Source organism: Thermodesulfobium sp. 4217-1, assembly GCF_039822205.1.
Lineage (GTDB): Bacteria > Thermodesulfobiota > Thermodesulfobiia > Thermodesulfobiales > Thermodesulfobiaceae > Thermodesulfobium.
This window is the reverse complement of the sequence record NZ_JBAGBW010000026.1, coordinates 1-26,211: the sequence shown is the minus strand read 5'-3', so window position 1 is coordinate 26,211 and position 26,211 is coordinate 1. Positions and strand designations below refer to the sequence as shown.

Genomic DNA, 26,211 nt, shown 5'->3' with positions numbered 1-26,211 from the left:
TTGATACGATTAAAGTTTGACATGATTTTAGAAATATGATATTATTATCCAACTTCAGGAATAATGGTGTTCCATAAAAAAAGGATGCGGTCAAGATTCGTTTTTTTCATTCAGTTTTTTGTACTCCTCTATTTGAATGCGGGATAGCTTATTGCTTTTCATTGCGTTCAGAGTATGTCTTCTTCAACAAAAATTTGAAAGGAGGTTTTCAATTTGTTTAAGTACATAATTGCAATTATCCGTCCTTACAAGTTAGATGAAATCAAAGAGGCCCTTATGGAGGCGGGATTTGTTAAGGGCATGAGCGTATCCGAGATTAGGGGCTTTGGAAGACAGCGCGGCCATAAAGAAAGATATCGTGGCTCTGAATATGTTGTCGACTTTGTAGAGAAGATAAAGCTTGAGATTGCAGTGGAAGATGAGCATTCAGACAGGGTAATCGAGATTATTAGAGAAGCTGCCAAAACTGGCGATGTTGGTGATGGCAAGATATTCGTTCTTCCAATGGAAAATGCTATTAGGATAAGAACTGCAGAAGAGGGCAAAGAGGCACTATAAAATTTAAGGAGGAAAAAATATGTTTGGCGTTCCTGAAGGCTTGTCGACTATTTTTATAATGTCTCTAATGTTAGCAGTCAGAATTTTTACTTTAAAATCAAATCCTCTATTTAAAACACTTCCGTCATATCTAAGATATGTTTTACTTACTGGCTATTTTCTTTTTTCCCTAATTATCATTCAAAGTTTTGGTTCTGTAAGTTATGCAGATGATGCTACACCTACTCCCGAACTTAATGGCGCTGATACTGCCTGGATGATGGTTTCTACGGCGCTTGTAATGCTTATGACCATGCCTGGTCTTGCTCTGTTTTACGGTGGCTTAGTAAAGAAGAGCAGCGCATTAAACACGATGTTGATGTCAGTCGGTGCTTATGCTTTGATTTCCGTAACATGGTTTATTTTTGGATACTCACTGGCTTTTGGCAATGATGTAGGCGGCATAATTGGTCAATTTGTTAGTCCATTTTTCTATAATATTGTTGAAACAAATTCTCTTACTGGGACAATACCTACAAGCGTATTCGCAGCGTTTCAGATGACGTTTGCTGCTATTACCGTAGCTCTCATATCTGGATCTGTGATTGAGAGGATGAAATTTTCATCATGGATGTTATTTGCTCTTATCTGGTCAACTGTTGTTTATCTTCCTATTGCCCACTGGGTATGGGGCGGCGGATGGCTTATGAAGCTTGGAGCTCTTGACTTTGCGGGCGGTACGGTTGTACACATAAATGCAGGTTTAGCTGGTCTTGCGCTAGCATTGCTCCTTGGAAAAAGAAAGGATACAAGGCTTATGCCTCATCAACTTGGTATATCTATAATTGGTGCAGGTCTTTTATGGTTTGGTTGGTTTGGATTTAACGCTGGAAGCGCTCTTACTTCAGGACAATTAGCTGGTGCGGCGTTTATCAATACAAACACTGCTACAGCAATGGCTCTTCTTACATGGATGGCATTAGATTTTATAAAAGATCACAGGGCCACAGCTCTTGGAGCTATATCTGGTGCAGTAGCTGGTTTGGTTGCAATTACGCCTGCTGCTGGATTTGTAAATATCGGAGGCGCTCTTGCTATAGGTGTTGGTGCATCAGTTCTTTCGTTCTTGGCTGTTTCATACCTAAAACCATTTTTCAAATATGATGATTCTCTTGATGTTTTTGGCGTTCACGGTATTTCTGGAATCTGGGGTGCTCTTGCAACAGGTATATTTGCTTGTCCATGGATTAACAGCGCTGGAAGGGGCCTTATATTCGGCAATCCATCTCAAGTTGGCATACAGGTTCTGGCGATACTTGCAACAGGAGGCTATTGTTTCGTAATGACATTAATTATCGGCAAGCTTATAGATGTGACCATAGGTCTAAGGGTAAAGCCTGAAGATGAGATTAAGGGTCTCGACGCAAGCCTTCACGAGGAGAGCGCTTATGGCTTGTAAATATTTTTAATTTCACCTTTTAAATAAGAATTACTTTAAGTTAATCACAAAGCAAGGGTAACCCAATTTGGGTTGCCTTTGCTTTGTGATTAAAAAATTTCATAGCGGAAAGGGGTATTGTTTTGAAAAGAGTTTTGTTAGTTTTTTCAGTTTTGTTTATCGTTTTAGATCTATCTGTGAAGTCGGCTTTTGCTCAAAGTTTAAACCCCATTAACAAGGCTGATACTTCCTGGATGATGGTTTCTACTGCACTCGTAATGCTTATGACATTTCCTGGATTAATTCTTTTTTACAGTGGGTTAGTTAAAAAATTAAGCGTCCTTAACACGATGCTAATGTCTATCGTTTCATACGCGATTGTTTCTGTTATATGGTTTGTTTTTGGTTTTCCGTTAGCTTTTGGCAAAGATGTTTTTGGTATAATAGGCAGTTTTTCAGATGTTTTTCTCTCTCATATTGCGTCTGTTTCTGGTTCAATACCCACAATTCTTTTTGCAGTTTATCAGATGACGTTTGCTGCTATCACCGTCTCTCTTATTTCGGGTGCCCTTGTAGAGAGAATAAAATTTAAGAGCTGGATAATATTTACAGTTTTATGGATTACCTTTGTCTATGTTCCACTTGCCCACTGGGTATGGGGCGGCGGATGGCTTGCCAAATTAGGAGTATTAGATTTTGCTGGCGGCATTGTGGTTCATATTAGCGCAGGGATCTCTGCGCTTGCAATGTGCCTAATTCTTGGTAGGAGAAAGGATATGAGGATTTTGCCTCATCAATTGGGTTATTCTGTTATTGGTGCAGGCCTTTTATGGTTTGGTTGGTTTGGGTTCAATGCAGGAAGTGCTCTTTCTTCTGGCCAGCTTGCAGTGGATGCTTTTATAAATACAAATATGGCTGCCTCTGTTGGTCTTTTGACATGGATGATAATCGATCTTATAAAGGATAAGAAGGCAACCGTTTTAGGGGCAATATCGGGTTCTATAGCAGGACTTGGTGCTATTACCCCTGCCGTGGGCTATGTAAATATTTCGAGTGCCTTTGTTATTGGGATAGTATCGTCTTGTTTTTGCTATATTGCGATTTCATATATCAAACCAAAGTTTAATTACGATGACAGCCTTGACGTATTTGGTATCCACGGGATTTCAGGTATATGGGGAAGTTTAGCGCTGGGTTTGTTCGCAAATCCAATAATAAACGGTGCAAAAGGGCTTTTTTTCGGTGGTGTGCATCAGATTATTTCTCAAATAATAGGCGTGTCTGTGGCTATTATTTATTGCTTTGCAATAACTTTCTTAATCGGTTTATTTATTCAAAGGTTTTTTGGCTTAAGGGTTTCAAGAGAATCTGAGATAAAGGGTCTTGACGAAAGTGAACACGAGGAATCGGCTTATGAATTTTGAAATGTAGGTTTTTTAAAAACTGTGATCTATGAATAGCTTTATGCTTCATAGATCACAGTTTAATCTTTTTTATAAATCTTCTGGAGCTCTTGGGGTTCCCATAACGTGATATCCAGCATCGACGTAAATTGTTTCGCCTGTAATATTTCTTGATCTATCTGACGCTAAAAAGGAAGCAAGATTTCCAACATCTTCAATAGTAACTGTTCTCATAAATGGAGAATTTTGTTCATTGTGTTTCAAAAGATCGCTGAAACCCTTTATGCCAAAGGCTGCAAGGGTTTTTATTGGCCCTGCTGATATTGCGTTTATTCTAATTTTTTTTGGTCCAAGGTCATATGCGAGGAACCTGACAGATGCTTCGAGAGCAGCTTTACAAACTGCCATTATATTATAATGAGGCACAACTTTTTCTGCCCCATAATATGTCATTGCTATGACCGATGCTTCACGCCCTTGCATAAGAGGATAAAATGCATTGCACATGGCTATCAGAGAATAGCAGCTCGTTTCCATAGCTATTTTAAAACCCTCTCTGGACGTTTGTAACAAGCCCTCTTCGAACTCTTCTTTTGGTGCGAATGCCACCGAGTGCACTAATATATCAATTGAACCCCATTCATTTTTTATTGAATCGTGAACCGACTTAAGATCTTCGTTTTTATTTACATCACATGGCAGGACAATTTTTGCATCAAGCGCATCAGCGAGTGGTCTGACCCTTTTTTCCATTACGGGCAGATAAGTCAAAGCGATTTGGGCACCTTCATCTTTGCATGCTTTTGAAATGCCCCATGCAATGCTCTTGTCATTTGCAAGTCCGAATATAAGAGCTTTTTTACCCTCTAATATGCCCACTTCATACCTCCTTATAATTTAAAAATCATAGAATTTTATTATTATAACAAAAAACAAAATCTTTAATTTCTTTAAAATTCTTTATCAAAAAAGAATTTTTATCTTGATATAGGTTTTCTGGTCTTGGTCCCCAAAGAGCCCCCAAAAATTTTACATTGGCTCTGTTTGCAGCCATCTGATCGTATTGGCTGTCTCCTATCATAAAAGAATTTTTTCTGTCTGAATTTGTTTTTTCCAGTGCCTTTTCAATAGGTTCTGGATCGGGTTTTGTGTTTACTACGTCTTCACTACAAATTACCTCTTGAATGAATTCTGAAATGCCAATGTATTTTATTCCTTCATATGTGGTGCGACGCCTCCTTGATGTGACAATCGCCTGAACTATGTCATCTTTTGCAAGCTCTTCAATGGTTTCTCTTGCTCCTGGATATGCTTTTATCTTGTAGGCAAACACAGACTCATGATATTGTCGATAGTAATCGAGCAATTTATCTATAATACCCTCTTCAAATCCAAGGGCTAAAAAACTTTCTCTCATTGGGAGAGAAAAGACACCTAAGATCTTTTCCGTTGGGAGTTCAAATCCGAAAAAATGCTTAAAAGTTTTTTGGTAAGATTCTATTATAAGATCGGTTGTATCGGCAATCGTACCGTCAAAATCCCACATTATTGTGTACTTCATTTTATATTACCTCCGAAATCTACTTGTAAAATAGCTTTATTTGCCATTATAATGGAACAATAACTTAATATTTTACTACATTTAAGGAGGTTCTCTTGAACAGGAGAGATTTTTTAGGTATCCTGGCTTTAGGCACACTTCTTAACTTTGAGTCCTTTAATGATCTTGCATTTGCACAGGTTAATAGTTCTCCTCAGGGCAGTGAACTCTTTACCAATAAAGAATTTTCTTATCAGGCTCTTAGGGCGCTTTCAAAGACTTTTTCTTCCTGTGCAGATATAAAGGAATGTTTCCTTGCAATCAAGAGCGTCAAGGACAATGACACAAATAGCTGGTATGAAGGCTGGAAGGCTCAAGGAGATAGAATATATTCGCTTGCAGAGGAGTATTACTCAGATGGCTTTTTAGTAAGCGCAAGGGAGTCTTATCTTAGGGCTTCCAACTATCTGAGGACTTCAGGATTTTTTCTTGGCTCGAATCCTAAAGATTCAAGAATTTTCGATACTTACAATAGAAGCAGGGCATCATTTGTGAAGGCAGCGTCCCTTTTTGACCCAAAAATTGAATCTGTAGAGATCCAGTATCAGGATACTACAATCCCGCTTTATTTTGTGAAGGCATCAAACGATAATACCCCAAGACCTACTATTGTCTTGGTGGGCGGATTTGACTCCAATGCAGAAGAGCTTATTATGGATTGGGGTTTTGGAATTGCAAAAAGAGGCTTTAATTGTGTAGCTTTTGACGGTCCTGGTCAGGGGAGGGCTCTTATACTCCAGGGGCTTTACTTTAGGCCAGATTTTGAAAAGGTAAGCAAACCTGTAATAAATTATATCGTTACAAGAAGAGATGTGGATCTCAAAAAAATAGCTATGTTTGGTGTAGATCTTGGAGGATATTTTGCGCCCAGAGCGTGTGCCTTTGATGGTAGGATTGCTTTACTGGTGGCCGATGGCGGTGTGTTTGATTATTATAGCTCTTTAATTTCACTTTTGCCTACAGTTGCGAAAAATCTCCTTGAAACTGATAAGGCTGCTTTCAATAAAGCTATGGCTGAAGCACTAAAGGACAATATCACTTTTAGGTGGGCAATTCACCACGGCATGTGGGCATTTAACGCCACTACTATTGCTGACTTTTTCTTAAAAACAAAGCCGTATAACTTGAAAAATATTATATCTAATATAAATTGTCCTGCTCTGGTTGTGAACTCTACCAATACATTTTTCTTCAGAGGAGAGTCTAAGAAATTCTACGATTTGCTCGAGTGTCCAAGAGAGATAATCAATATGACTGCCAGCGAGGGAGCAGAAGAGGGCTCTCAAGTAGGCGCTCTTGGATACGCTCAGGGCGTTATATTTAACTGGATAGAATACCACTTGAACAAGATTACTGGTTAGATTTATTATTATTGTTAGTATTGTATAATGCTAATATAATTTTAAAATATTTTTAGGGAGAGTTTATGATAGAAGCAGGATTAAGTGCAGAAATTGAGGCTGTAGTTGGTGACAATGATACAGCAGCTTTTTATGGCAGTGGATTGGTAAGTGTGCTCTCTACACCCAGGGTTATCAGCCTGCTTGAAGGCGCTGCAGTAGAGGCTATAAAGGATCATCTTGATTTAGCGGATACTTCAGTCGGAACAATGGTCAGCATAGAGCACATCGCTCCTACGCCCGTAGGAATGAAGGTTTGGGCGAAAGCAAAGCTTGTCAAAGTAGATGGCAGAAAACTAACGTTTGAGGTTTCTGCAAGAGACGAAAGAGATGAGATTGCAAGAGGGACACATGAGAGATTTGTTGTAAATTTCAATAGGTTTATGGAAAAGGCAAGGTTAAAAAAGCAATAGTTTACTGATAGCACAAATCTATGTAATTATATAGTTATCTTAAAGGGAATGGAGCGGTGGATAAAGTGTATTTATGTCTTATTCATAAGATTTATTCTTTTAAGAAGGCAATCCACTGCTTAGAAGTATTTAAATTTTTTTTATTTTTTTTAATCTTTTTTATAACCCTATCTTATTCGAGTGCGTATTCTCAGGGTCTATCCGTTAAAAAGGTTTTGATACTGAACTCTTATAGCTCTGATTATATTTGGACTGTTGAAGAACAAAAGGGGATCTTGTCAGAGTTAAACAATAAATTCCCAACTCCTCAGATCTTTATTGAAAATATGGACACAAAGAGATTTAACTCAAAGAGCTATTTTGAAGATTTTTCAAATTTTTTATTGAAAAAATACTCTGGGTTTAAATTTGATGCAATAATAGCTTCAGACGACCCGGCTTTTGTTTTTGCGCTAAGTAAAAGAAGCCAATTTGGAAACCTTCCAATATTTTTCTGCGGGGTAAATGCATATAGCGATGACATAAAAGGATTTATTCCTGACAGAGTTTATGGTGTAAAGGAAGAAGAAAACTTAGAATCTACTCTTTCCCTAATGTTAAAGCTTTTTCCGAATACAAAGAAGATCTTAGGCATTGCAGATGAAAATGATGCAACATATTTTAAAAAACAATTTGATAACTTTTTTGTATCACACAAGGGCATATTAAACGAATATTTTGTTTCAAATGCTCTCGATAAGGTAGTAGATAAGATTAACTCAGAGCCAAAAGATACTATTGTATTAGACCTGATTAGCCATAGCGTAGATAGATATGATGACGATTTAGCAGGGCCTATCTCCTTAAGCGATATTTATAAGAGGGTAAATATACCAATTTTTGGAACATTTGACTATCAATTGGGTTATGGAATAGTGGGTGGGATGATTACTAGCGGGTTTGATCAGGGCAAAATTGTAGGCAAATTAGCCTATGATTACCTCTCTGACAACGCCGCAGGTTGGGGGACTTCTAAGATTGTGGGCAGCTCTGAGTCAAACTACTATGCCTTTGATGAAAATTTACTGAAAAAATTTGGCATAAAAAGAGGTGACTTGCCTCTCGATAGCAAGATTATAAATCATCACGAAACTTTTTTTGAAAGGTATTCAAAGGCTATAATTTACTTTTCTATTGTGGCCCTCTTGCTTTTGCTAGTAATTGGATTGCTTGTGGCTGTTTTGCTTCAGAAGAGGCGTGAATACAAGAAGCTTTCTGACAGTGAGAAATACTTTAGACTTCTTCTTGATAATTCAAGCGATATGATATTTGTTGTAGATTTTGATGGCGAAATACTTTTCGAAAACAATTCTATGGCTATGCTGTTTTCTGACATTAATGACATTGAGGCCAAAAATTTCTTGAACTTTTTAGAAAATGGTGAGAGAGAAAGGTTTAAATTATTGTTTGAAAAAATTGTAGTTACCGAAAAAGATTCTATATTTCCCTTTAAATTTTATATTAGTACAAAAAGTGGAGCAAAAATTGTATTTGAAGGGAAAGCAAAGAAGGTTTCTATTAAAGAAGAAGATTTTATATTGCTAACGATCTCTGAGGTTACAGAAAAGGAGAGAATTCACAACTCTCTTAGAGAAAGAGAAGAGGACTATGATATATTGTTTAACAATATAAATGACATTGTATTAGTGGTTGATTCGGATTATAGGATTATAAAGTCAAATAATGAGCTTTACAGAACTTTTGGGTATAAACCTGAAGATGTAATTAATAAAGAAATAATAAACTTTGTACATCCTGAAGACAAAGGATATGTAAAGTCTCTAATTGAAAGAATTCAGAAAGAAAATATAACAAGTCTATCCTTTGAAATCAAAGCAGTTGATGCAAAAAACCATATTAAAATCCTTGATATTAAGACCAATACTATATACAAAAATTCTAAGAAATTGATTTTTGTTGTTTGTAGAGATATAACAGAAAAGAAACGTTCGGAAGAAGCTTTTATTCAAAAACAAAGAGAGCTAAACATCCTTCTTGATAGTTTGCCGGGTTATATTTATTACAAAAATAAGGAAGGCATATATGTTTTTGTAAACAATAATTTTTCTAAAATGTTGGGGAAGGATAGAAAAGAGATTATTGGTCACACTGATTATGAAATATTTGGTAAAGAACAGGCAGAGAAGAATCTTGAATTAGACAGAATGGCTTTAAGACTTGGTATGGTTCATTTTCAGGAGGAGGTGCTTAGAAAACCCAATGGCGAATCTATAAGCGTTCTTACTCAAAAGGTACCAATTTTTGATGAGAATAGAAACCTTCAAGGGCTAATAAGCTTAAGCTACGACATTACCGAGCTAAAGAGTGCTTATAACCTGGTAAAGAATATTGAAGAAAAATACTTTGAAATAATTAGTCTAATAGATGAAGTAATATTTGAACTTGACTATTCTGGGAGATTTAGTTTTATAAGTGACAGAATATATAATTATACTAACCTTTACCCAAAAGATTTTCTTAATAAATTTTTTGTTGACTTCTCATCCCCTGCCGAGAAAGAAAAGCTTACTCTTTTTTTTATGTCGATGTTGAGAGGGGACAAAAAGAACATCGTTTTTGAAATTGATATTAAAAACGATAAAGAAGAATATATAAAATTTGAGATGACCATTGTTGCAAAATATGAAGGCAAAGTCTTTAAAGGCGCTATGGGGAATTTGAGAAAGGTTTAGATTAGATCGTCGTCTTTAGGGAAAACTATGCCTTTTATCTCCTCTTCTTTGAGGATACCTTTTGAGATTGCGTACCTTACGATGTCTGACCTCCTCCTAAGATCCAGCTTTGTAGTAATTCTTTGCCTATATGTTTGAACAGTTTTAGCGCTAATCTGAAGAGTTTGAGCTATTTCTTTAGCACTATATCCTAAGGCTAATAGCCTTAGCACCTGATCCTCCCTTGAGCTCAGAGTTTTGCTGCTGCTGTCAGAAAGCAACCCCTTTAGTACAACTCTTGAATATGAAGCGGGCACATAAAGATCCTCGCTATCTGAAATGATTTTGAGTGCCTGGACGCACTCTTCTGACACCTCGCTTTTTGGAATAAATCCTGATGCCCCCTCCTTTAGAGTTTGGACTATTACAGATTCATCCTGGTACATACTTAACACGAGTATTTTAGTGCTTGGAGAAATCTTTTTTATCGGTCCAATAATATCAAGACCGCTGCCATCTGACAGGGAAAGATCTAATATTACAATATCTGGTTTCAACTTTTTTACCAGATTAAGTGCGTCGGCTGCACTTGGGGTTTCCCCAACAATTCCAAAATTTTCGCCCGATTGATTTATTAAAAACTTTAATCCCTCTCTTAAGAGGGCATGATCGTCAACGATTAAGATCTTCTTTTTTGAATGGGATGTTTGCATAAATTTTCGTACCACCTTCCCCTTTTCTTTCGATATTTAATGAGCCTCCAAGACTTTCTGCTCTTTCTTTCATATCTATAAGACCATAGCTATTTATATATTTTTTGTCTTTATAATTTATTTCAAATCCAGTTCCATTGTCTTCAATTACCAATTCTATTTTATCATCAATTTCTTTTATGGTGATACTTATCAGGCTTGCGTTAGCATGTTTTATGACATTATTTATGGCTTCTTGAACTATCCTGAATAACGACAGCTCTATATAATCGTGAAGTTTTGAGTTGACATCGTATGTAAATTCTATATCAAGGCTGCCATTCTGTTGAGCTCTCTCGAGCAGCGTTTCTACAGATCTTTTTAGCCCAACCTCTTCTAACATACGGGGCCTTAGGTTTACAGTCAGGCTTCTCAAATCATTGGTAGCGTCTTTAAATATACTGTATGAGATTCTTAATCTTTCTCTTAAATTTTCTGGAATATCTTTGTTGCTTATTACATGAAAAAGGTTGATTTGCCCAGATGCCAGAGTTTGCATAACGCCATCGTGTATTTCCATAGATATCCTCTTTCTCTCTTTTTCTAATGAAGATATCTCCCTCCTAAGGAGCTCTCTTCTCTTTTCCTCCTCCTCCTCCTTTTTCAGTCTTTCCTCCATTTTTAATCTCTCGATTTTGTGCATTTTTAAGTCATTTGCCATAGAATTTAATGATTGTGCGAGGTTCTCTAGCTCGTCTTTGGATTTTATATTTACCCTTGAATCAAAGTCTCCAACAGAAACTCTTTTTGCAAGGTGTATCAATTTGTTTATGTTGTCCACTATCGACTGGGTTAAAAATAGAAAAAATAACAAGGATACAATGATTACTATAAAACCAAACAACAAAAATTGAAGTACGAGGCCGTTGATTCTGTCTATTATAAGCATTGGAGAATACCCGATATGTATTGTGCCAAACCCTCCGCCTAAAAGAGGATAATTAAGGTCATAAATTAAGCCATTTTTGGTATTAAAAGATCTTACAAGTCTATCGTTTGAGTTGTTAAGGCTTATTAGATCTGCTGGAACGCCTTCTTCAAAGGTAGATGCAAGAACTCTTCCGAATGGTCTTTGGATGTACACATAAACCACTTCTTTATTCTGCTGTTTAATGTTTTTTAAAATTCGGTTGGCTTCGATGCTATTATTTGTGGCGATACTGTCGATAATTGAATATTCGATATCTGAACATGTTGTTTGCATTCTTTTATTTAAGTTTTCGAGCAAGTTTTGGGTAAGGGTGTATTTCATAAAGAGCAAAAGGGCAAGCGTGCAGATTAGTGAGGGCAATATAACAGATATTGCAATTTTAAAACTTATTTTCATTGTTTTTACCAAGCCAGTCCGAAATTGGATCAAAAAAGTCACTTCTAACTTCAACATATTTATCATAACCCAATATATTGAGAACTTTTTTACCTTCTGTGTTTTTGTCCATATTCAAAAAAAGTTTTTGAAATTGAAGCTTGGTCTTATAGTCCAGATCTTTTCTCACTATTATTGGAGGATTTGGGATTTCTATTGGAGACTCCCATACTATGTGAAGTGATTTTAATATTTCTGGATTTTTCTCCTTTAGTTGCTCGTAGGTATTGCTATCAATTGTGGCTGCGTCGACCAGGCCTTCTTTTATGGATTCAATTGAAGAGCTGATGCTAAATGTAAAGATATATTTTGAGAAAAAGTCTAAATTTAATCCATTTTTTTTAAGGTAATTTTCCAATATTATGTAGCCTGCAAATGAATACGGATCTGTAAAGGCTATAGTCTTTCCCTTTAAGTCAGAAATATTCTTTATGTTATCATTCTCTGCTATTACGTATGATTTATAGTATGTTTTATTGTTTATAATTGGCACAGCAAGAAGATCTAATTTGTTTTTGTCTACAAAAAAAGCTCCTGAACCAATTATGCCAATTTGTGCGTCACCAGAAAACATTGCTTCCAAGGCTTCTGAATAGGTTTTTCTTGTGAAGAGCACGACGTGTTTGTCGGTAGATTTTGAAAGGTATAGTATAAGCGGTTTATAAATTAGTGTAACCTCTTCAATGGACAAGGTAGATGAAACAACTATGCTTATAGTATTTTTTTCGCTTTCGGCAGATATGGGGCTAGATCCTTTATTCAGGTCTAAATTTATAGATGGACTTGGCAAGAAGTTTATGCTAATAATTAAACAAGCACCTACAATAAATAGTAAAATTATTAAAAACAACATAAAAAAAATGTCTTTGTAGCTTAAAAACCTATCCTTTATGTGGTTTTTGTATTTCATATCTAATTAGATTTTTTTGTCTTTGAGCTTTTTATCGGTATGCAGTAAACTGGAAAATCAGCTTCTGATATAATCCTATATGCAATGCTGCCTATTAAAACTTTTTTTACGGTATTTGGATTTTGTGTTCCAAGAACTACCATGTCATAATCTTCCTCTGTAGCGTAATTTACGATATATTGTGCTGGATCCCCAAAACCGCCTGAATGGGTGTAGATGGGAAAATCTTCTTTATATGCAATTTCTCTTGCTCTTTCGAGAATTTGCTTTGAGGTTTGGAGCAAAATCTCTTTTGTGTGAACGCTCGAAAAAAGATTTATCTCAGTGAGAAGTGGGTATACGTGAATTGCAGTAATTTCCCATTTAAACCTTTTTGCTATTGTTATAGATCTTTTTAAGGCGTTTATAGAAGTTTCAGAACCGTCAAAAGCAAGGAGAATATTTTTATATTTTTCTTCGAATGGACCTTTTTTGTAATTCTTGATCGTCAAGACATCACAAGGTGCATCTCTTATTACGCCTACTGTTACGCTGCCAACGTTTATTACCCTATTGTAACCTTTTGTTCCTATGAGTATTAAATCGGGTTTTAAGAATTCTGAAAATGATACTATTGCATAATCGGGTGAGCGTACCTTTTTTGGTATTTGAATTTTTTCGTTTGATTCAATATTTGTATAGGTTGCATTGTCCCCTGCAATCGTTGCGAAGTAGGCATTTATTTTTTTGTTTTTTTCTTTTGCTTGTTCAAAAGCACTTAAGAGCATTGTGAACAATTCAGACTCTATTCTTTCTGATTCTAGTGATGAGATGCCGAATATTTCTGTTGGCAGATCGAAGACGCTTATGAGCGTGATATATGAGTCAAAGGAGGCACTTATTTCTAGTGCCTCCTTTAATGCGCTTTTGCTACTCAGTGAACCGTCGTATGCAACTAATAATTTTTTATACATATATATATTCTAATCATTAACTCTCACTTCTGCAATAGCATTTGCTCTTTTGATTTCTCTCTTTCCCCTGATCATGCTAAAGACTATTATTAGCGCTCCAGCAAGAAGAGTTAAGCTCATTATTATAAAACTGGTTTGATCAAGAGCCGTTAAGACCTGCTTTTCCATAGGCACAATATTCAATTCATTTAGGTACTGAGGGACTGCAAGTATCCTTGAGCCTGCAACCAGGAGCATTATAAAACCCATTACAAACTTTATAAGATATGGCTTTACAAATGTAGTAGCAGCAGCTCCTATCTGTACTCCTATTAACGATCCTGCAAGAATTATAAGAGTTAATCTAATATCTATCATTCCGCTCATCGCCCACTTTACAGATCCAACCAAACCCATTACAAATGCTATTACCAACTCTGTTGCTGTTCCTACAGTGCTAGTTGCGCCCAATACATAAATCATTCCTGGAACTCCGATGAATCCTCCTACCGCTATTGTGGCCGCAAGAAGTCCTGTGCAAAACCCGATTGGGAAGGTAACCCAGAAGGATATCTTTGCTCCTACCTTGCCAAAATATATCATTGGCGGTATGTTTATGCTCTGTATCCTCTTTGCAAGGGCAGTCGTCTCTTCCTTTGCGTTCTTTGACTTTGCCATATTTAGTGCATCCTTAAACACATACGCACCGACTATTGTTAAAACGATTATGAACATAGTACTAACATAAAGGTTTGACCCTGCATTTCCCCAAGTCTTCAATATTACTTCTTGGATTTGTATGCCTACCTGGACTCCAAGTATGGCTGATATTGCCATAACAAGACCTAACTTTATATCTACTTGACCATACTTCCACCTCTTATATGCTCCAACCATTGATTTTGGAAACTTGTGGCACATATTGCTTGCAACTGCTATTGTTCCTGGAACTCCAATGCTCATCATCCCCGGTGTAAGAACAAATGCTCCGCCAGAACCTATAAAGCCGCTAACCAATCCTCCAACAAAGCCGACAAACAATAGGAAAAGAATATTTGCTGGATCAAGTGTGATAAAGTTTGACAAGATCCCCATAGAATTTGCTTCCATTTTAGTGAGCCTCCTTCTTTGTTATTGCTTCAACGCCAATAAATGGTAATAAATAACTTGCAAAAGCTCCATGCACAAAAGAAAAGTAAAAGGCAAAAAGTATTGGAACTGCTGAAAAGAATCCGCCTCTTGTGGTATAAAACAACAAATCTGTCTGAAATAGATAAATCATTAGATAAGAACTTAACGAAAGAGCGCCCCACATAACTAGAGGTATGGTCTTTTTGTTGTTTTCCTTCTTCATTTTTCTCCCTCCTTAGATTATTAATAAATTTTATTTTTAGATTTTTTAAGAACCGACTACAATTACTGGGCAGTGTGCATTGTTTATTACATCTGCTGTTGTACTTCCAAGAAAAATCTTCTTTATTCCGCTCATCTTAGAGCTCTGGACTATTATTGCTTCAGGGTTGTACTTATTTACCAACTCTTCGATTCTGTCCTGGTAAGATCCTATCTTTACTACCTTTTCTAACTGACAATTGATATTGCTAAGTTCACTCAAGAATCTTGAGATATCATTTTCAGCCTTTGTAACAATAGCTTCTTCTGCTTCAGGGTTGAAGACTCCAATGTCCTCTGATCTGTCTACGATTCTCAATAAATAGATCTTAGAAGTGTTATTCGTTGCTATATAATTTCTTGTTTCCTTAATCAGTGATAACTGGTTTTGCTTTCCATCTCTGAGAACAACAAAAATATTTCTATCCTGCTTAGTCATCTTGCTAACCACCTTTCATTACTAATTTTTATCTTTGATATTATTCTGGCTTATTAATAGGGTAAAAAAAAGTCGGAATAAGTTAATTTATGGAGTCATCATAAGAAAGTATTTTGTAGTGATAATTTGAGGTAGTTTGTAATGGAAGTTTAAACTACTTCATGTAAGGTTTATGATTACGTTGATTTAGAGAGGTCCCTTTAAAGTCTTCTATTTATAGATTGGATTAGTTGTTATATATTTAGGTTATAATTAAGTTTTATGATGTTGATTAACTTTTAGGAGGTAATTTTGAAAAGGTTAGTTGGTTTTTTTGTTGCAATATTTTTATTGATGAGCTCTTGTGCCTATGCTGTTCAGGTTGGCGATATTGGAATTGCAAAGACTACTATTAAGGGATCTGATATTTCAACCTTCAATATAGAAGTAATAGGTATAGTTAACAACCCTGGTTTGTATCCATCGTATTTAATAAAAGTCTGGGGTTCGGCTATTGACTTTACAGGCGGTATTGCTGAGGGTATGAGCGGGAGTCCCGTTTATATAAATGGCAAATTGATTGGCGCTATTTCTGCAACCTTTCAGAACGCAGACCCTCATATTGGATTGGTTACCCCAATAGAAGCGATGAGAACTCTTTGGGATTATGAAAAAAAATCTCCGGAAGTTAGCGAGCTTGAAAAACCTGTAGTTCTTAACGGGACATCCTTTACTGCTGTTTCAAGAGTGCCGACAAATGAAAAGGGCGTTTTAGTTCAAATGCCTTGCGTTTTATATTACGAAAAAGGTTTTTCTGGCAGAGTTCTCTCTATGTTAAAAAAAGAGATGCCTTTAGTTTCAGACGTTTCCTCTGAGACTTCTCATGAGTGGACAGCTCAGCCGGGCGCTCCTATTGCTGTTCAGTTTGCAAGGGGATCTGTGGAGCTTGGAGCTGTAGGAACTCTTACTGAAATTGATGGTAATAAAATCTTAGCTTTTGGACACCCTGCAACAGATGCTGGAAATGTGGATTATTTTTTGTCATCAGCTTATACATATTACACAATAAAAAGCCCGATCTTGCCCTTTAAGGTGGCATCTATAATATCTCCTGTAGGAAAAGTTGTTCAGGATAGATCTTATGGTATAGCCGCATATCTTGGTACTCTGCCTCCCACTACTACAATTGACGTTAACGTAAATTCGAATGGAGAACATAGCTTCTTTGTTCAAATACCTGAAAATGAGGATATGCTTCTAAAATATGCTTCTAAAGTTGTTTTGCAGTCGCTTGACGACTCGCTTTTGAGCCAACATGGTGGCTCTAGCACAGCTGATATTACCATAAGGCTTTCCGATGGCACTACCATAGAAAGAACAAATATGTATTCTGATCCTGATGATATATCCTATAAAAGCGTTCTTGAATTAGATGAAATGTTATACAAGATATTAACTAACCCATTGAAAAAAGCAGTTCCCGAATATATTGGTTTTAAGATAGATATGTCAAACAGCATAAAGAGCGCTCAGGTTGACAAAGTTAATATGGACAACCTGGCAAAGAAGTCTGAGCCTATTAAGCTTGAAGTTTCACTAAGACCATATCGAGAGGCCTCCTATAGCGAGAACATATCTATAGATCCAAAATTGCCAAAGGGTAGCTACGCTTTAATAGTAAGAGGAAGCGATGAGGCAAGCGCCCAGAGAGCTAAGACTACTACTGATAATAGTTCAAGTAAACCCAAAGAAGAAGTTATCGAAACCTTTGGCCAGTTAGTAAAATCTCTCACCGACAAGCCAAAAAACAATCAATTAGTTATAGAAATATATTCATCGCAATCATCCAATGAAGAAAAGCCTACACCTGTTTTTAAGAAGTATATCGATCTCCCATGGGTAGTTACCGGTATTGCCACCAAAACATTTGAAGTAAGGTAAATATTTGAAAATTATCATTATTTCTGAAGGAAGACCTGGACACTATAACCAGTCTGTGTCTTTGGCAAGGTCGGTTGGTTTGGATTACGAAATAAAGAATATACCATTTGTTGATTTTAGAACTGAACTTTTGAGGCTTTTTGATAACGTTGTTAGTAGAGATACTGCAAAAAAATTATTTATAAAATTTTTCGGAGTAAATCCAGATAACTACGTGGGCGCCATTGGCACAGGGAATAGAGTTCATCCCTTTCTGGCGCTTTTTAAAAGGGCTACAGATTTGCCTACAATATCAATCTTTTACCCAAAGCTTTTACCAGATATTTTTGATATGATAATCGTGCCCTATCATGATAGAGCGCCAGATAATCCAGGAGTTTATCGTGTATTTGGCGCCATATACTTTAAAGAAAAGATAGAAGACACTGAAATATCAAATTTTAGATCAAGGCTTAAATCAAATGGTCCATGGATATCAATTATTATTGGGGGGAATAGTAAACATCACGCTTTTAATTCTGATGAAATCATAAAGGGTTTGGAGCTTCTGTTTAAAAATGAGAATTTGAAAGCTTATAGATATTTGCTATCCACGTCCAGAAGAACCCCCCAGGACCTTGAAGAGCTTATTGAGAAAAATAATTATCCAATTGATTTTTCTGTTTACTATCACAAAGATAAGACAAATCCACTTAGATATTATTTTGAGATTTCTGATTTTGCAATCATTACCGCAGACTCTATCTCGATGATTACCGAAGCCATTAATTGCGGTGTCTTTTGTTACTGTTTAAGGATTCCCGAGAAGGGCAAGTTAAAATTTGATAATTCATTTGAAACCCTTGAAAAACAGGGTTTTATAAAGTTGATAGAGCCTGAAGAATTAGGAGATATTATAAAAAAGAATAGAATAAATTTTGAGGTCGCTGATATTCTATATGATAAAGTTAGAAAATTGTTTAAAATTTAGTTAATGATTAAGTTTTATCCTTTTGAAAAATATAGTATACAATATTGTTAATTTTAAGAAATTTTACTTGAGGAGAAAATATGACTTGCTACAATCATTTTATATCGCTTACTGATAAAAAAATGTTTGGCGTTTTTAATTTGTAGCATGAAGATACTGCTTGTTGCTCACGAAAAAGATGCAGGGGGAGTTTCCAGCCATATAATCTCGCTTTCAAGGGAGCTTATAAAATTCGGTCATCAGGTAAAAATTGTTTGGCATACACCAGATGAACGAGATCAATTGAGTTTGCCTCTTCACAGCAAAGATCCTGTATCTCTCTTTCTCTCTTCATTTGGATTGCTAAGGCTTCTTAAAGATTTTTCCCCTGACGTTGTTCACGTGCATTCAAGGATGCCATTCTTAGCTGTTCTGCCATGGGTCAAGGCTCTTAAAATACCTGTGGTCTATACAGCTCATGGTAATTATAGTCCTCACAGACTTTCAAAACTTATTTCTTTTGCTAATGTGGTTATAGCGCTCTGCTCAACTCATCAGGTTTATGTAACGAAGGAATTAGGCGTTGATATAAGAAAAATAAGAATAGTTGGCAATGGCGTTGATACAGAAAAATTTAAACCAAAGCATATAGAGAAAGCAAATAATGAAATTGTAATAGGTCTTGTGGGCAGACTGGTCAGCGCTAAAGGTTTTTCTTTCTTTCTTAAGGTATTTAGCTACCTTCCGATACAAACTCGACTGGTAATAGTAGGGGATGGAGAGCTAAGAGAGGTATTAGAAGAAGATGCAAGAAATCTAAACATCTCATCAAGGGTTATTTTTATGGGGAAAAGAGACGATATAGAGGACATATATCCAACCTTCGATATTTTTTGCCTGCCTTCTATAAAAGAGGTTTATCCACTGGTTCTTCTTGAAGCAATGAGCTCAGGCCTTGCCTGCGTAGCCTCAGATGTTGGTTGTGTCTCTGAAATGGGCAAAAATTCAATTATTGTTCTCCCAAAATCTGATCTAAGTTTATGGGTGAAATCTCTTTTGAGGCTTATAGATGATGGCGAGGGCAGGCAAAGTCTTTCGAAAAGGGCTCTTGAAAGGAGCAAAGCGTTTAGCTGGGAGAGCGTAGCAAAAAGAGTTGAGGAAATCTATTTAGAAGTTATTGAAGATGAAAAATAATTTGAATAAATTCGAAAAAAAGTTTGATGAGTCGAGTCCTAAAATTCTGTTTATAAGATTTAGCTCTTTTGGTGACATAATATTGGCTTCAGGAGTGATAGCTCTCTTGAAAAGCATATATCCAAACTCAGATATAACATGGATAATGGGCAATGAGTTCGCACCTGTATTTGAGGGGAGAACGCTTGCCAATAGAATTATTGGCATTGACAGATCTGGGCTTAAAGGTTATATTTCAGTGTTTAATCTTGCTAATAAACTTAGAGAAAAAACCTTTGACATAGTTGTAGACATTCAGGACAATAGAAGATCGGCAATTCTTTTAACAATGCTTAAATATAAAGTTAAAACAAAGTCTATGCCCTCTCTCAAACAAAGAGGGGACGATCACGCATACTTTCATTTTGCAAGAATTTTGAAGTCTATTGGAATTGATAAGATTCCAGAAAAACCATATTTGTTGTTCAATGACTTTGATAGGAAATCTTTGAACGAAAATTTATATTCTCTTGGCTATAAGGATGAGCCTCTTGTGGTGTTTGCTACGTCGGCCAGTCAGAGCTTAAAGAGATGGGATATTGAAAACTTTAAGGAATTAGCAAGAATTATAACTTCTAAAAACAAGGTTTCTATTGCGCTAATTGGTGCAAAAGGCGAGGAAGAATATGGATTTGAGGGTGAAAGAGTATACAACCTTATAGGAAAACTGCCGTATTTTTCTTCAATTCTCTTGATAGAAAAAGCAATGCTTCTTGTGACGAACGATTCATCTCCTTTACATATGGCATTTAGTGTCGCTACTCCAGCAGTAGTACTTTATGGTCCGACAAGGCCGAATTGGTCGCTGCCTCAAGGTCCATATTTTGCAATTCAAAGTCCAAGGGACTGCAGCCCGTGTATGAAGAAAAGGTGCCCTGAGGGATATAGGTGTTTAGATGAAATACTCCCACAAAATGTGTATAATGTAATAATAAAAAACAAGGAGAAAATTGGGTTTGAGTTTTCAGTTTGAAAGCGCAGGGGAATCTCACGGAAAAGGCCTGACAGTTTTTATAAAGGGCATACCAGCAGGGCTGACTGTAGACCTGGACAAGGTAAACAAAAGGCTAAAAGAGCGTATGGCAGGATATGGCAGAGGCGGTCGTATGGCTATAGAAAGCGATTGTGTAGAGGTTTTGTCTGGTCTAAGAGGTTCCAAGACTCTTGGATCTCCTTTGGTCTTTTGGATTAAGAACAAAGACTATGAAAATTGGTCTGATTTTATGGATCCAATTTCAGGTCAAGGCAAGGAAGTATTGAGTGCAAGGCCTGGTCATGCCGATCTTGTTGGGGCTCTAAAATATAATTTTGACGATATGAGAAACGTTTTGGAGAGGGCTTCTGCGAGAGAAACGGCTTCAAGAGTTGCAGCGGGCGCTTTGGCAGAGATATTGCTTGAAAACTTTGGGGTTAAGGTTGGTTCATTCGTAATTGGTATTGGAGAACACTCTTTCTCTCTTCCAGACAATCTCTTAGATGGCTATAAGAAATCTAGGGAATCTATCTTTTTTACCCCATATCCTGAAGAAGATGACAGGGTAAAATCTTTTGTCGATGACGTAAAGCTCAAAGGCGACACCCTGGGTGGAAGGGTATTGGCTTTTGCGTTGAACGTGGTGCCTGGCATAGGTAGCTATACCTCATACAATGAGAGATTGTCTGCTATTATTTCTTTTCATATATCCTCTATTCCTGCTACAAAGGCCATAGAGATAGGACTGGGCACTGAATCTTCAAGGATGCTAGGATCCAGTTTTCATGATGAGTTTACTAAAGAGCAAAGTCCATCTTCGAATAATCTTTATGCTGGCCTGAATCAGTATTTGCCAAAAGGTATTTTCAGAAAATCAAATTTTGCTGGCGGCATTGAAGGCGGGATGTCCAATGGAGAGCCAATAATAATAAAATCATTTATGAAGCCGATACCTTCTACAGCAAAACCGCTTAATGGACTGGATATAAGATCAATGAAGATTGAAGAGGCATCATATCAGCGTTCTGATGTTCTGGCTATTGCTGCTTATTCAGTAATTGTTTCGATGCAGCTCTCTATAGCTCTTGCTGATTGCTATCTTAAAAAATTTGGCTCTGATAATATGAGCGAAACTCTGGATAATTTTGCAAGATACAAAGAATATCTCCTTAAGAGGCTCTTAACTTGAAGAAAAATATAGTTTTGTCTGGCTTCATGGGAACAGGAAAATCGACTGTTGGCATGGCTCTTGCCGAGAGGCTTAGATGGGGTTTCGTGGACACAGACGATCAAATAGAGAAATTATCTGGAATGAAAATATCTAAAATTTTTTCTGAGTTTGGAGAGGATGTTTTTAGGAGATTTGAAAGCCTGGTCGTGTGCAAGGTTTCTGAATTATCCAATTACGTAATTTCTGTTGGGGGAGGTACTGTAGTCGACCCTTTTAATAGAGATATTCTTAGCAAGAATGCATTTATTATTACCTTTATGGCTCAGCCAGAAGTAATTTATTCAAGGGTATACTCTACTAAAAATAGACCGCTTTTAAATTTGGGCAGCGAAGAGCTTATACTCAATCAGATAAAAAATTTGCTTGAGAGAAGGATGAGATATTATTGTATCTCTGATTTTATTTTGGACACATCTTTTAAGGAAATATTTGAACTTGTAGATGAAATAATTGAACACATTTATAACATTGTCACTTAGAAATATTTCACTTGATTACATTTCAAATTATTAGAAAATAGAGGATGGTTATGGTGAAGACTTTAAGCTTTGATTCTTCCAATGTAAGTGTGTATTTTAATTCCCTTGAAACGTTTTCTGACACTATCAGGGAGAACCAATACTCAAAGATTGTAGTTGTAACGCACCCTATTTTATTGGATCTCTACAACATAAAAGACATTTTCAATAAACAAAATATTGATGTAGTTACTCTGTCAGAGGGAGAGGGAACTAAATCTTTGTCTTCATTTATAGACCTTTCAAGGATCTTTTTTGAGAAGTCTCTTGATAGAGGCTCTCATGTTATTGTAATCGGAGGAGGTGTGCTCGGCGACCTTTGTGGCTTTTTATGCTCGGTATATATGAGGGGCATATCTTTTTCGCTGGTGCCAACCACTCTTCTATCTATGGTTGACAGCTCAATTGGCGGGAAAAACGGCATTGATCTGGATTTTGGAAAGAATCTCTTGGGCAGCTTTTATCACCCGAAAAATATATTTATAGATCTCAGTTTTATTAAATCTTTGCCAGAACGAGAAGTTGCTTCGGGAATGGCAGAGGTTGTTAAGTATGCGATACTTGAGGGCTCATCCATACTTGAAGAGGTTAAAAAAGAAAAACCAGACATTGGCAAGTTAGTTGAACTCTCAATTGATATAAAGTCCAGATATGTAAAAGAGGATGAAAAGGAAATTACAGGAACAAGAGCCCTATTAAATCTTGGTCATACCCTTGGCCATGCCATAGAGGCAAGAACAGCATTTTCAAGATTTACCCATGGAGAGGCGGTTTCTATTGGAAGTTGTTTTGCTGCATTTTTCTCCTATACTCTTGGCCATGCCAGTGTAGAATTCTATAAAGAAGTTAAATCGTTGTTTGAAAAATATAATTTGCCCACTTTATATCCACATGATATTGAGATTGAATCAATTAGACAATATATATTGAAAGATAAGAAAAATATTTCTTCAAAATTAAGATTTGTTCTTCCGAAAGACTTTTCTGACGTTTTTATATTTCAGACAGATTTTGAAATTGTAAAGGATTGTCTTGTTAAATGGATAGAATATGAAAAGAATTAGCGGCCTAATAGGCAGGGGTATTTCCTATTCTTTGTCCCCAGCAATGCACAATAAGGCTTTAGATAAGTTAGGAATTGATGCTGTATATCTATTGTTTGACCTTGAAAGAGAAAATTTGTCTGATTTTTTGAGAATAATGATTGACGTTGGAGCTTTAGGATTTAACGTAACGATACCATATAAAGAAGCAATTATGGAACTAATTGATAATATTGACCCGGATGCGGCGGGTGCTCGGGCAGTAAACACGCTAATCCTGGTTAATGATAATTGGTATGGATATAATACCGATATTTATGGGATAGAAAGGTCTTTTGAAAACGCTAATGTTGACCTGAAAAATAAGATTGTTGGTATATTTGGCACTGGAGGGGCCTCAAAGGCTGCCATATATTCTATCCTAAAGCAGGGGGCAAAAGTTTGGGTTATGGGAAGAAACCCTGAAAAAATGGCAGAATTGTCAAGATTATACGATATTGAGGCTGTGTCTTGGACAGAAGATTTGCCATATTTTGACGTTTTAGTTAACGCAACGCCTTTAGGGAAAGGATCTATCGGTATGCCTCCATTCCCAAAAGAACAAGACTTTGTAGGCAAAGCCTTTTTCGATATGGTTTATGCACCTGTTCATACCCCCTTTTTGATAGAGGCAAAGAAAAAGGGTGGCGTGGCAATATCTGGTATTGATATGCTCTTATATCAAGGCGTTAAAGCGTTTGAACTAATCTTTAACAATGACCCCCCGATAGAAGAGATGAGAAATGAGTTGTTGAAAGCGACCGGACATTGTTGAAATAAAAATTTTGAATATGTTGTTTTGGAGGTAAGACATTGGTTGAAGGACTGCAGTCAGATAATCAAGATATTAATTTTAATAGTGTGAATTTTGAACAAAAACCAACAAGAGCTAATATGGTTGTAAAAAGACTTTTGTTGCTTTTTAAAGCTAGCCATTCATGGTTTAGCGTTTTTGAGGTATCCTTACTGTTCTTCTTTGTGATGATTTCGGTCTTTTTTGATTCATTTTATGGGAATTTTCTTTTTAAAATATCCATATTTGTGTGGATGCCAATTTTTTATATTCTTTACTCAATATTTTTTTCCTTCACCCTTAAAGAGGTTCCAACATATAAGTTGCTATTGTTAACGGTATTGGCATTGTTTTTGGATATGTTCCTATTTTATTTCTCTTATGTATTCGGTACATTTCCGTTTAAAGGTTTAGAGATTGAATTTGGACCATTTATGATAATATCCTCCCTTTTGCTGCCCTTATCAATATTACTTATCTACAGTCCCCCCCTCCAAAAAAAAGATATTACTTCTGAAAAGGAGGGATTTGTTGATACAGATTTGGGAGATGGCTCTAAGGTTGGGAGAGCAGGTCAGCAGGATAGATTACCAAACTCTTTAGATATTTTAGAGTCCGAAAAAGTTGGGCAGTCGCAAAAGGAAGACTTAACAGACATTCAGCTGCCATTGAATATTGCGGGTTTTTCCCATTATGCGGATAATTTGGTTGGCTCTTGCGGATATATTCTTGTAGATAAAGACGGATATATTCTATCTGAAAGAAATTTTTTTGAAAACAGTCAGGTAAAGGCATTGATATTAGATTCTTTGTCAAAGATGATTAAAGACTCCCTTCTAAGACTTGATTTTGGGAAACTTGAAAATATGATTTTGGCTGGCGATCAGATTGGCGTGATGTTCTTTTTGCTTAGAGATGAGGCAAAGTTTTTTGTATTTTTTGATTCAAGGCTTGAAAAGAGTTCGCAATTTGAGCTTTTTTCTGAAGCTATTTCTCTTTCATCAAGATTGGTATTCGACATAATTTAAATTAACAAGGAGGCAAAATGCTGTTTGAAATTCTTAGCTTTGTAGGGAAGAGCGATTCTGGTAAAACAACCTTTCTTGAAAAATTAGTTGCTGAACTATCAAAAAGAGGCTATAAGGTAGGAGTTCTAAAACACGATGTTCATGGTTTTGAGATGGACAAAGAGGGCAAGGATACTTGGAAGATGGCAAAGGCAGGGGCCTGGTCAGTCGGGATTTCTCATTCTGAAAAGATGGCTATTATACAAAAAGTTACAAAAGAGCTCTCCCTTGAAGAGGTTGCAAAATTTTTTGAGGGAGTAGATATATTGTTTACTGAGGGATATAAGAGAGAGGGGAAGAAGAGGATTGAGGTTAGGAGGAAAGGAATGGAGCCGCTGTGTAAGCCAGATGAAATTGTGGCGCTTGTAACAGACGACTTTATTTCTGAGTCTATTCCTCAATTTCCAATTGACGATCCGAATCCAATTGCTGATTTCATAGAAGAAAAGTTTATCAAATTTAGACACGTGGAATGTGCCCTCTGGGTGAACGGCAAAGAGATTGAATTAGGGGCATTTGTTGAGAAGATTATGAAGGAAGTTAACCTGGCCTTGATAGGTACTTTGCACGATATTGATGGAAGCCCAAAGTCAATAGATCTTAAGATAAGGCTTTGACATTTACATAGTAGATAATGGTAGATTATAATTTTTTCTATCAGGAAGCGATCAAGCTTGAGCTTATGTCGATTCCTGAGGCAAAGCAATTTCAAAACGATTTAAGGAATAAATTAGATTTCTGTAGCTTTGATGTTTCAGACGATCTAAAAATTCTTGCTTTAGACGTCTCCTATAAAAACAACTTTGCCAAAGCAAGCGCTGTAGTTTTTGATCTTAAAGAAAATGCCATTCTTCAAACAAGCATTTCAAGATGCGCCGTAAGGTTTCCATATATTTCAGGTTTTCTTGCTTTTAGAGAAGTCAAGCCCTTATTTGCTGCGTTGAGAGATATTACGATAGATTTTGATGTGATAATGGTTGACGGCCAGGGGATAGCCCATCCAAGAAGGGCTGGCCTTGCATGCCATATTGGTTATATTCTAAAGAAACCAACCTTTGGATGTGCTAAGTCAAGGCTCTTTGGTAAAGAGATGGGTGAACTTGGACCCAAAAAGGGCAGTTTTGCCGCCCTTGTCGACAAAGGAGAAACCAT

At 36.5% G+C, this 26,211-nt stretch carries 26 protein-coding genes; 17 read left to right on the top strand and 9 right to left on the bottom strand.

The annotated features are described in order from the left end of the window. Positions 1-213: 213 nt before the first annotated feature. From V4762_RS08745 to V4762_RS08735, 3 genes are all read left to right on the top strand, one after another. Positions 214-558, top strand: coding sequence for a P-II family nitrogen regulator (locus tag V4762_RS08745; protein ID WP_347315403.1), 345 nt, complete (start codon positions 214-216; stop codon positions 556-558). A 19-nt stretch (positions 559-577) separates the two neighbouring features. Next, positions 578-1,996 (top strand): ammonium transporter, encoded by a 1,419-nt coding sequence (locus tag V4762_RS08740; RefSeq protein ID WP_347315402.1) that lies wholly within the window; start codon positions 578-580, stop codon positions 1,994-1,996. A 122-nt stretch (positions 1,997-2,118) separates the two neighbouring features. Further along, a complete protein-coding gene (locus V4762_RS08735) occupies positions 2,119-3,399 on the top strand; it encodes an ammonium transporter (protein ID WP_347315401.1) in 1,281 nt (426 codons plus the stop codon). A 69-nt stretch (positions 3,400-3,468) separates the two neighbouring features. On the opposite strand, the gene V4762_RS08730 is transcribed toward V4762_RS08735, so the two are convergent. Together V4762_RS08730 and V4762_RS08725 are read right to left on the bottom strand one after the other, a co-directional pair. Next, the gene (locus V4762_RS08730; RefSeq protein WP_347315400.1) at positions 3,469-4,257 is read right to left on the bottom strand and encodes an enoyl-ACP reductase FabI; all 789 of its coding nucleotides are present in this window, start codon (positions 4,255-4,257) and stop codon (positions 3,469-3,471) included. A 25-nt stretch (positions 4,258-4,282) separates the two neighbouring features. Continuing rightward, positions 4,283-4,939, bottom strand: a complete 657-nt coding sequence (locus V4762_RS08725; protein ID WP_347315399.1) for an HAD family hydrolase — start codon at positions 4,937-4,939, stop codon at positions 4,283-4,285. 95 nt (positions 4,940-5,034) lie between these two features. Here V4762_RS08725 and V4762_RS08720 point away from each other — a divergent pair, with 95 nt between their 5' ends. The 3 genes from V4762_RS08720 to V4762_RS08710 all read left to right on the top strand — a co-directional run bounded on the left by V4762_RS08720 (position 5,035) and on the right by V4762_RS08710 (position 9,523). Then, positions 5,035-6,339: an alpha/beta hydrolase family protein gene (locus V4762_RS08720; protein WP_347315398.1), complete on the top strand. Its 1,305-nt coding sequence runs from the start codon at positions 5,035-5,037 to the stop codon at positions 6,337-6,339. A 65-nt stretch (positions 6,340-6,404) separates the two neighbouring features. After that, positions 6,405-6,791 carry a thioesterase family protein gene (locus V4762_RS08715; RefSeq protein WP_347315397.1) on the top strand — a complete coding sequence of 129 codons (387 nt, stop codon included), beginning with the start codon at positions 6,405-6,407 and terminating at the stop codon, positions 6,789-6,791. Positions 6,792-6,847: 56 nt separating this feature from the next. Then, positions 6,848-9,523 carry a PAS domain S-box protein gene (locus V4762_RS08710; RefSeq protein WP_347315396.1) on the top strand — a complete coding sequence of 892 codons (2,676 nt, stop codon included), beginning with the start codon at positions 6,848-6,850 and terminating at the stop codon, positions 9,521-9,523. Here V4762_RS08710 and V4762_RS08705 read toward each other — a convergent pair. Genes V4762_RS08705 through V4762_RS08675 form a run of 7 tightly spaced genes read right to left on the bottom strand, consistent with a single transcriptional unit; the run spans position 9,520 to position 15,293 of the window. After that, positions 9,520-10,215, bottom strand: coding sequence for a response regulator transcription factor (locus V4762_RS08705; RefSeq protein WP_347315395.1), 696 nt, complete (start codon positions 10,213-10,215; stop codon positions 9,520-9,522). The genes V4762_RS08710 and V4762_RS08705 overlap by 4 nt on opposite strands. Beyond that, entirely contained in the window at positions 10,175-11,614 is a 1,440-nt protein-coding gene (locus V4762_RS08700) for a HAMP domain-containing sensor histidine kinase (RefSeq protein ID WP_347315394.1), read from the bottom strand. Before V4762_RS08700 ends, V4762_RS08705 begins: the two co-directional genes overlap by 41 nt. Beyond that, the gene (phnD, locus tag V4762_RS08695) at positions 11,565-12,473 is read right to left on the bottom strand and encodes a phosphate/phosphite/phosphonate ABC transporter substrate-binding protein (protein WP_347315393.1); all 909 of its coding nucleotides are present in this window, start codon (positions 12,471-12,473) and stop codon (positions 11,565-11,567) included. The genes V4762_RS08700 and phnD overlap by 50 nt, the downstream gene beginning before the upstream one ends. 59 nt (positions 12,474-12,532) lie before the next feature. After that, positions 12,533-13,483, bottom strand: coding sequence for a universal stress protein (locus V4762_RS08690; RefSeq protein WP_347315392.1), 951 nt, complete (start codon positions 13,481-13,483; stop codon positions 12,533-12,535). A gap of 9 nt (positions 13,484-13,492) precedes the next feature. Then, entirely contained in the window at positions 13,493-14,572 is a 1,080-nt protein-coding gene (locus tag V4762_RS08685; protein WP_347315391.1) for a sulfite exporter TauE/SafE family protein, read from the bottom strand. A gap of 1 nt (position 14,573) precedes the next feature. Then, positions 14,574-14,816, bottom strand: a complete 243-nt coding sequence (locus V4762_RS08680; protein ID WP_347315390.1) for a hypothetical protein — start codon at positions 14,814-14,816, stop codon at positions 14,574-14,576. Positions 14,817-14,861: 45 nt separating this feature from the next. Beyond that, entirely contained in the window at positions 14,862-15,293 is a 432-nt protein-coding gene (locus V4762_RS08675; protein ID WP_347315389.1) for a universal stress protein, read from the bottom strand. Positions 15,294-15,584: 291 nt separating this feature from the next. On the opposite strand from V4762_RS08675, the gene V4762_RS08670 reads away from it, so the two are divergent. From V4762_RS08670 to V4762_RS08620, 11 genes are all read left to right on the top strand, one after another. Further along, on the top strand, positions 15,585-17,213 hold the full coding sequence (locus tag V4762_RS08670; protein WP_347315388.1) for a SpoIVB peptidase S55 domain-containing protein: 1,629 nt from the start codon (positions 15,585-15,587) through the stop codon (positions 17,211-17,213). Positions 17,214-17,217: 4 nt separating this feature from the next. Next, a complete protein-coding gene (locus tag V4762_RS08665) occupies positions 17,218-18,183 on the top strand; it encodes an ELM1/GtrOC1 family putative glycosyltransferase (protein WP_347315387.1) in 966 nt (321 codons plus the stop codon). Positions 18,184-18,330: 147 nt separating this feature from the next. After that, complete coding sequence (locus V4762_RS08660; RefSeq protein WP_347315386.1) at positions 18,331-19,356, top strand: glycosyltransferase family 4 protein; 1,026 nt, start codon at positions 18,331-18,333, stop codon at positions 19,354-19,356. Next, complete coding sequence (locus V4762_RS08655; protein ID WP_347315385.1) at positions 19,346-20,368, top strand: glycosyltransferase family 9 protein; 1,023 nt, start codon at positions 19,346-19,348, stop codon at positions 20,366-20,368. Before V4762_RS08660 ends, V4762_RS08655 begins: the two co-directional genes overlap by 11 nt. Next, on the top strand, positions 20,352-21,557 hold the full coding sequence (aroC, locus tag V4762_RS08650) for a chorismate synthase (protein WP_347315384.1): 1,206 nt from the start codon (positions 20,352-20,354) through the stop codon (positions 21,555-21,557). Before V4762_RS08655 ends, aroC begins: the two co-directional genes overlap by 17 nt. Then, positions 21,554-22,078: a shikimate kinase gene (locus tag V4762_RS08645; RefSeq protein ID WP_347315383.1), complete on the top strand. Its 525-nt coding sequence runs from the start codon at positions 21,554-21,556 to the stop codon at positions 22,076-22,078. The genes aroC and V4762_RS08645 overlap by 4 nt, the downstream gene beginning before the upstream one ends. A 50-nt stretch (positions 22,079-22,128) precedes the next feature. Further along, positions 22,129-23,181: a 3-dehydroquinate synthase gene (aroB, locus tag V4762_RS08640; RefSeq protein ID WP_347315382.1), complete on the top strand. Its 1,053-nt coding sequence runs from the start codon at positions 22,129-22,131 to the stop codon at positions 23,179-23,181. Continuing rightward, entirely contained in the window at positions 23,168-23,974 is an 807-nt protein-coding gene (aroE, locus tag V4762_RS08635; protein ID WP_347315381.1) for a shikimate dehydrogenase, read from the top strand. Before aroB ends, aroE begins: the two co-directional genes overlap by 14 nt. Positions 23,975-24,012: 38 nt before the next feature. Continuing rightward, positions 24,013-25,020, top strand: coding sequence for a hypothetical protein (locus V4762_RS08630; RefSeq protein WP_347315380.1), 1,008 nt, complete (start codon positions 24,013-24,015; stop codon positions 25,018-25,020). A gap of 17 nt (positions 25,021-25,037) precedes the next feature. Beyond that, positions 25,038-25,676 (top strand): molybdopterin-guanine dinucleotide biosynthesis protein B, encoded by a 639-nt coding sequence (gene mobB, locus V4762_RS08625; protein ID WP_347315379.1) that lies wholly within the window; start codon positions 25,038-25,040, stop codon positions 25,674-25,676. Positions 25,677-25,693: 17 nt separating this feature from the next. Beyond that, on the top strand, positions 25,694-26,211 hold a 518-nt coding region (locus V4762_RS08620), incomplete at its 3' end, for an endonuclease V (protein WP_347315378.1).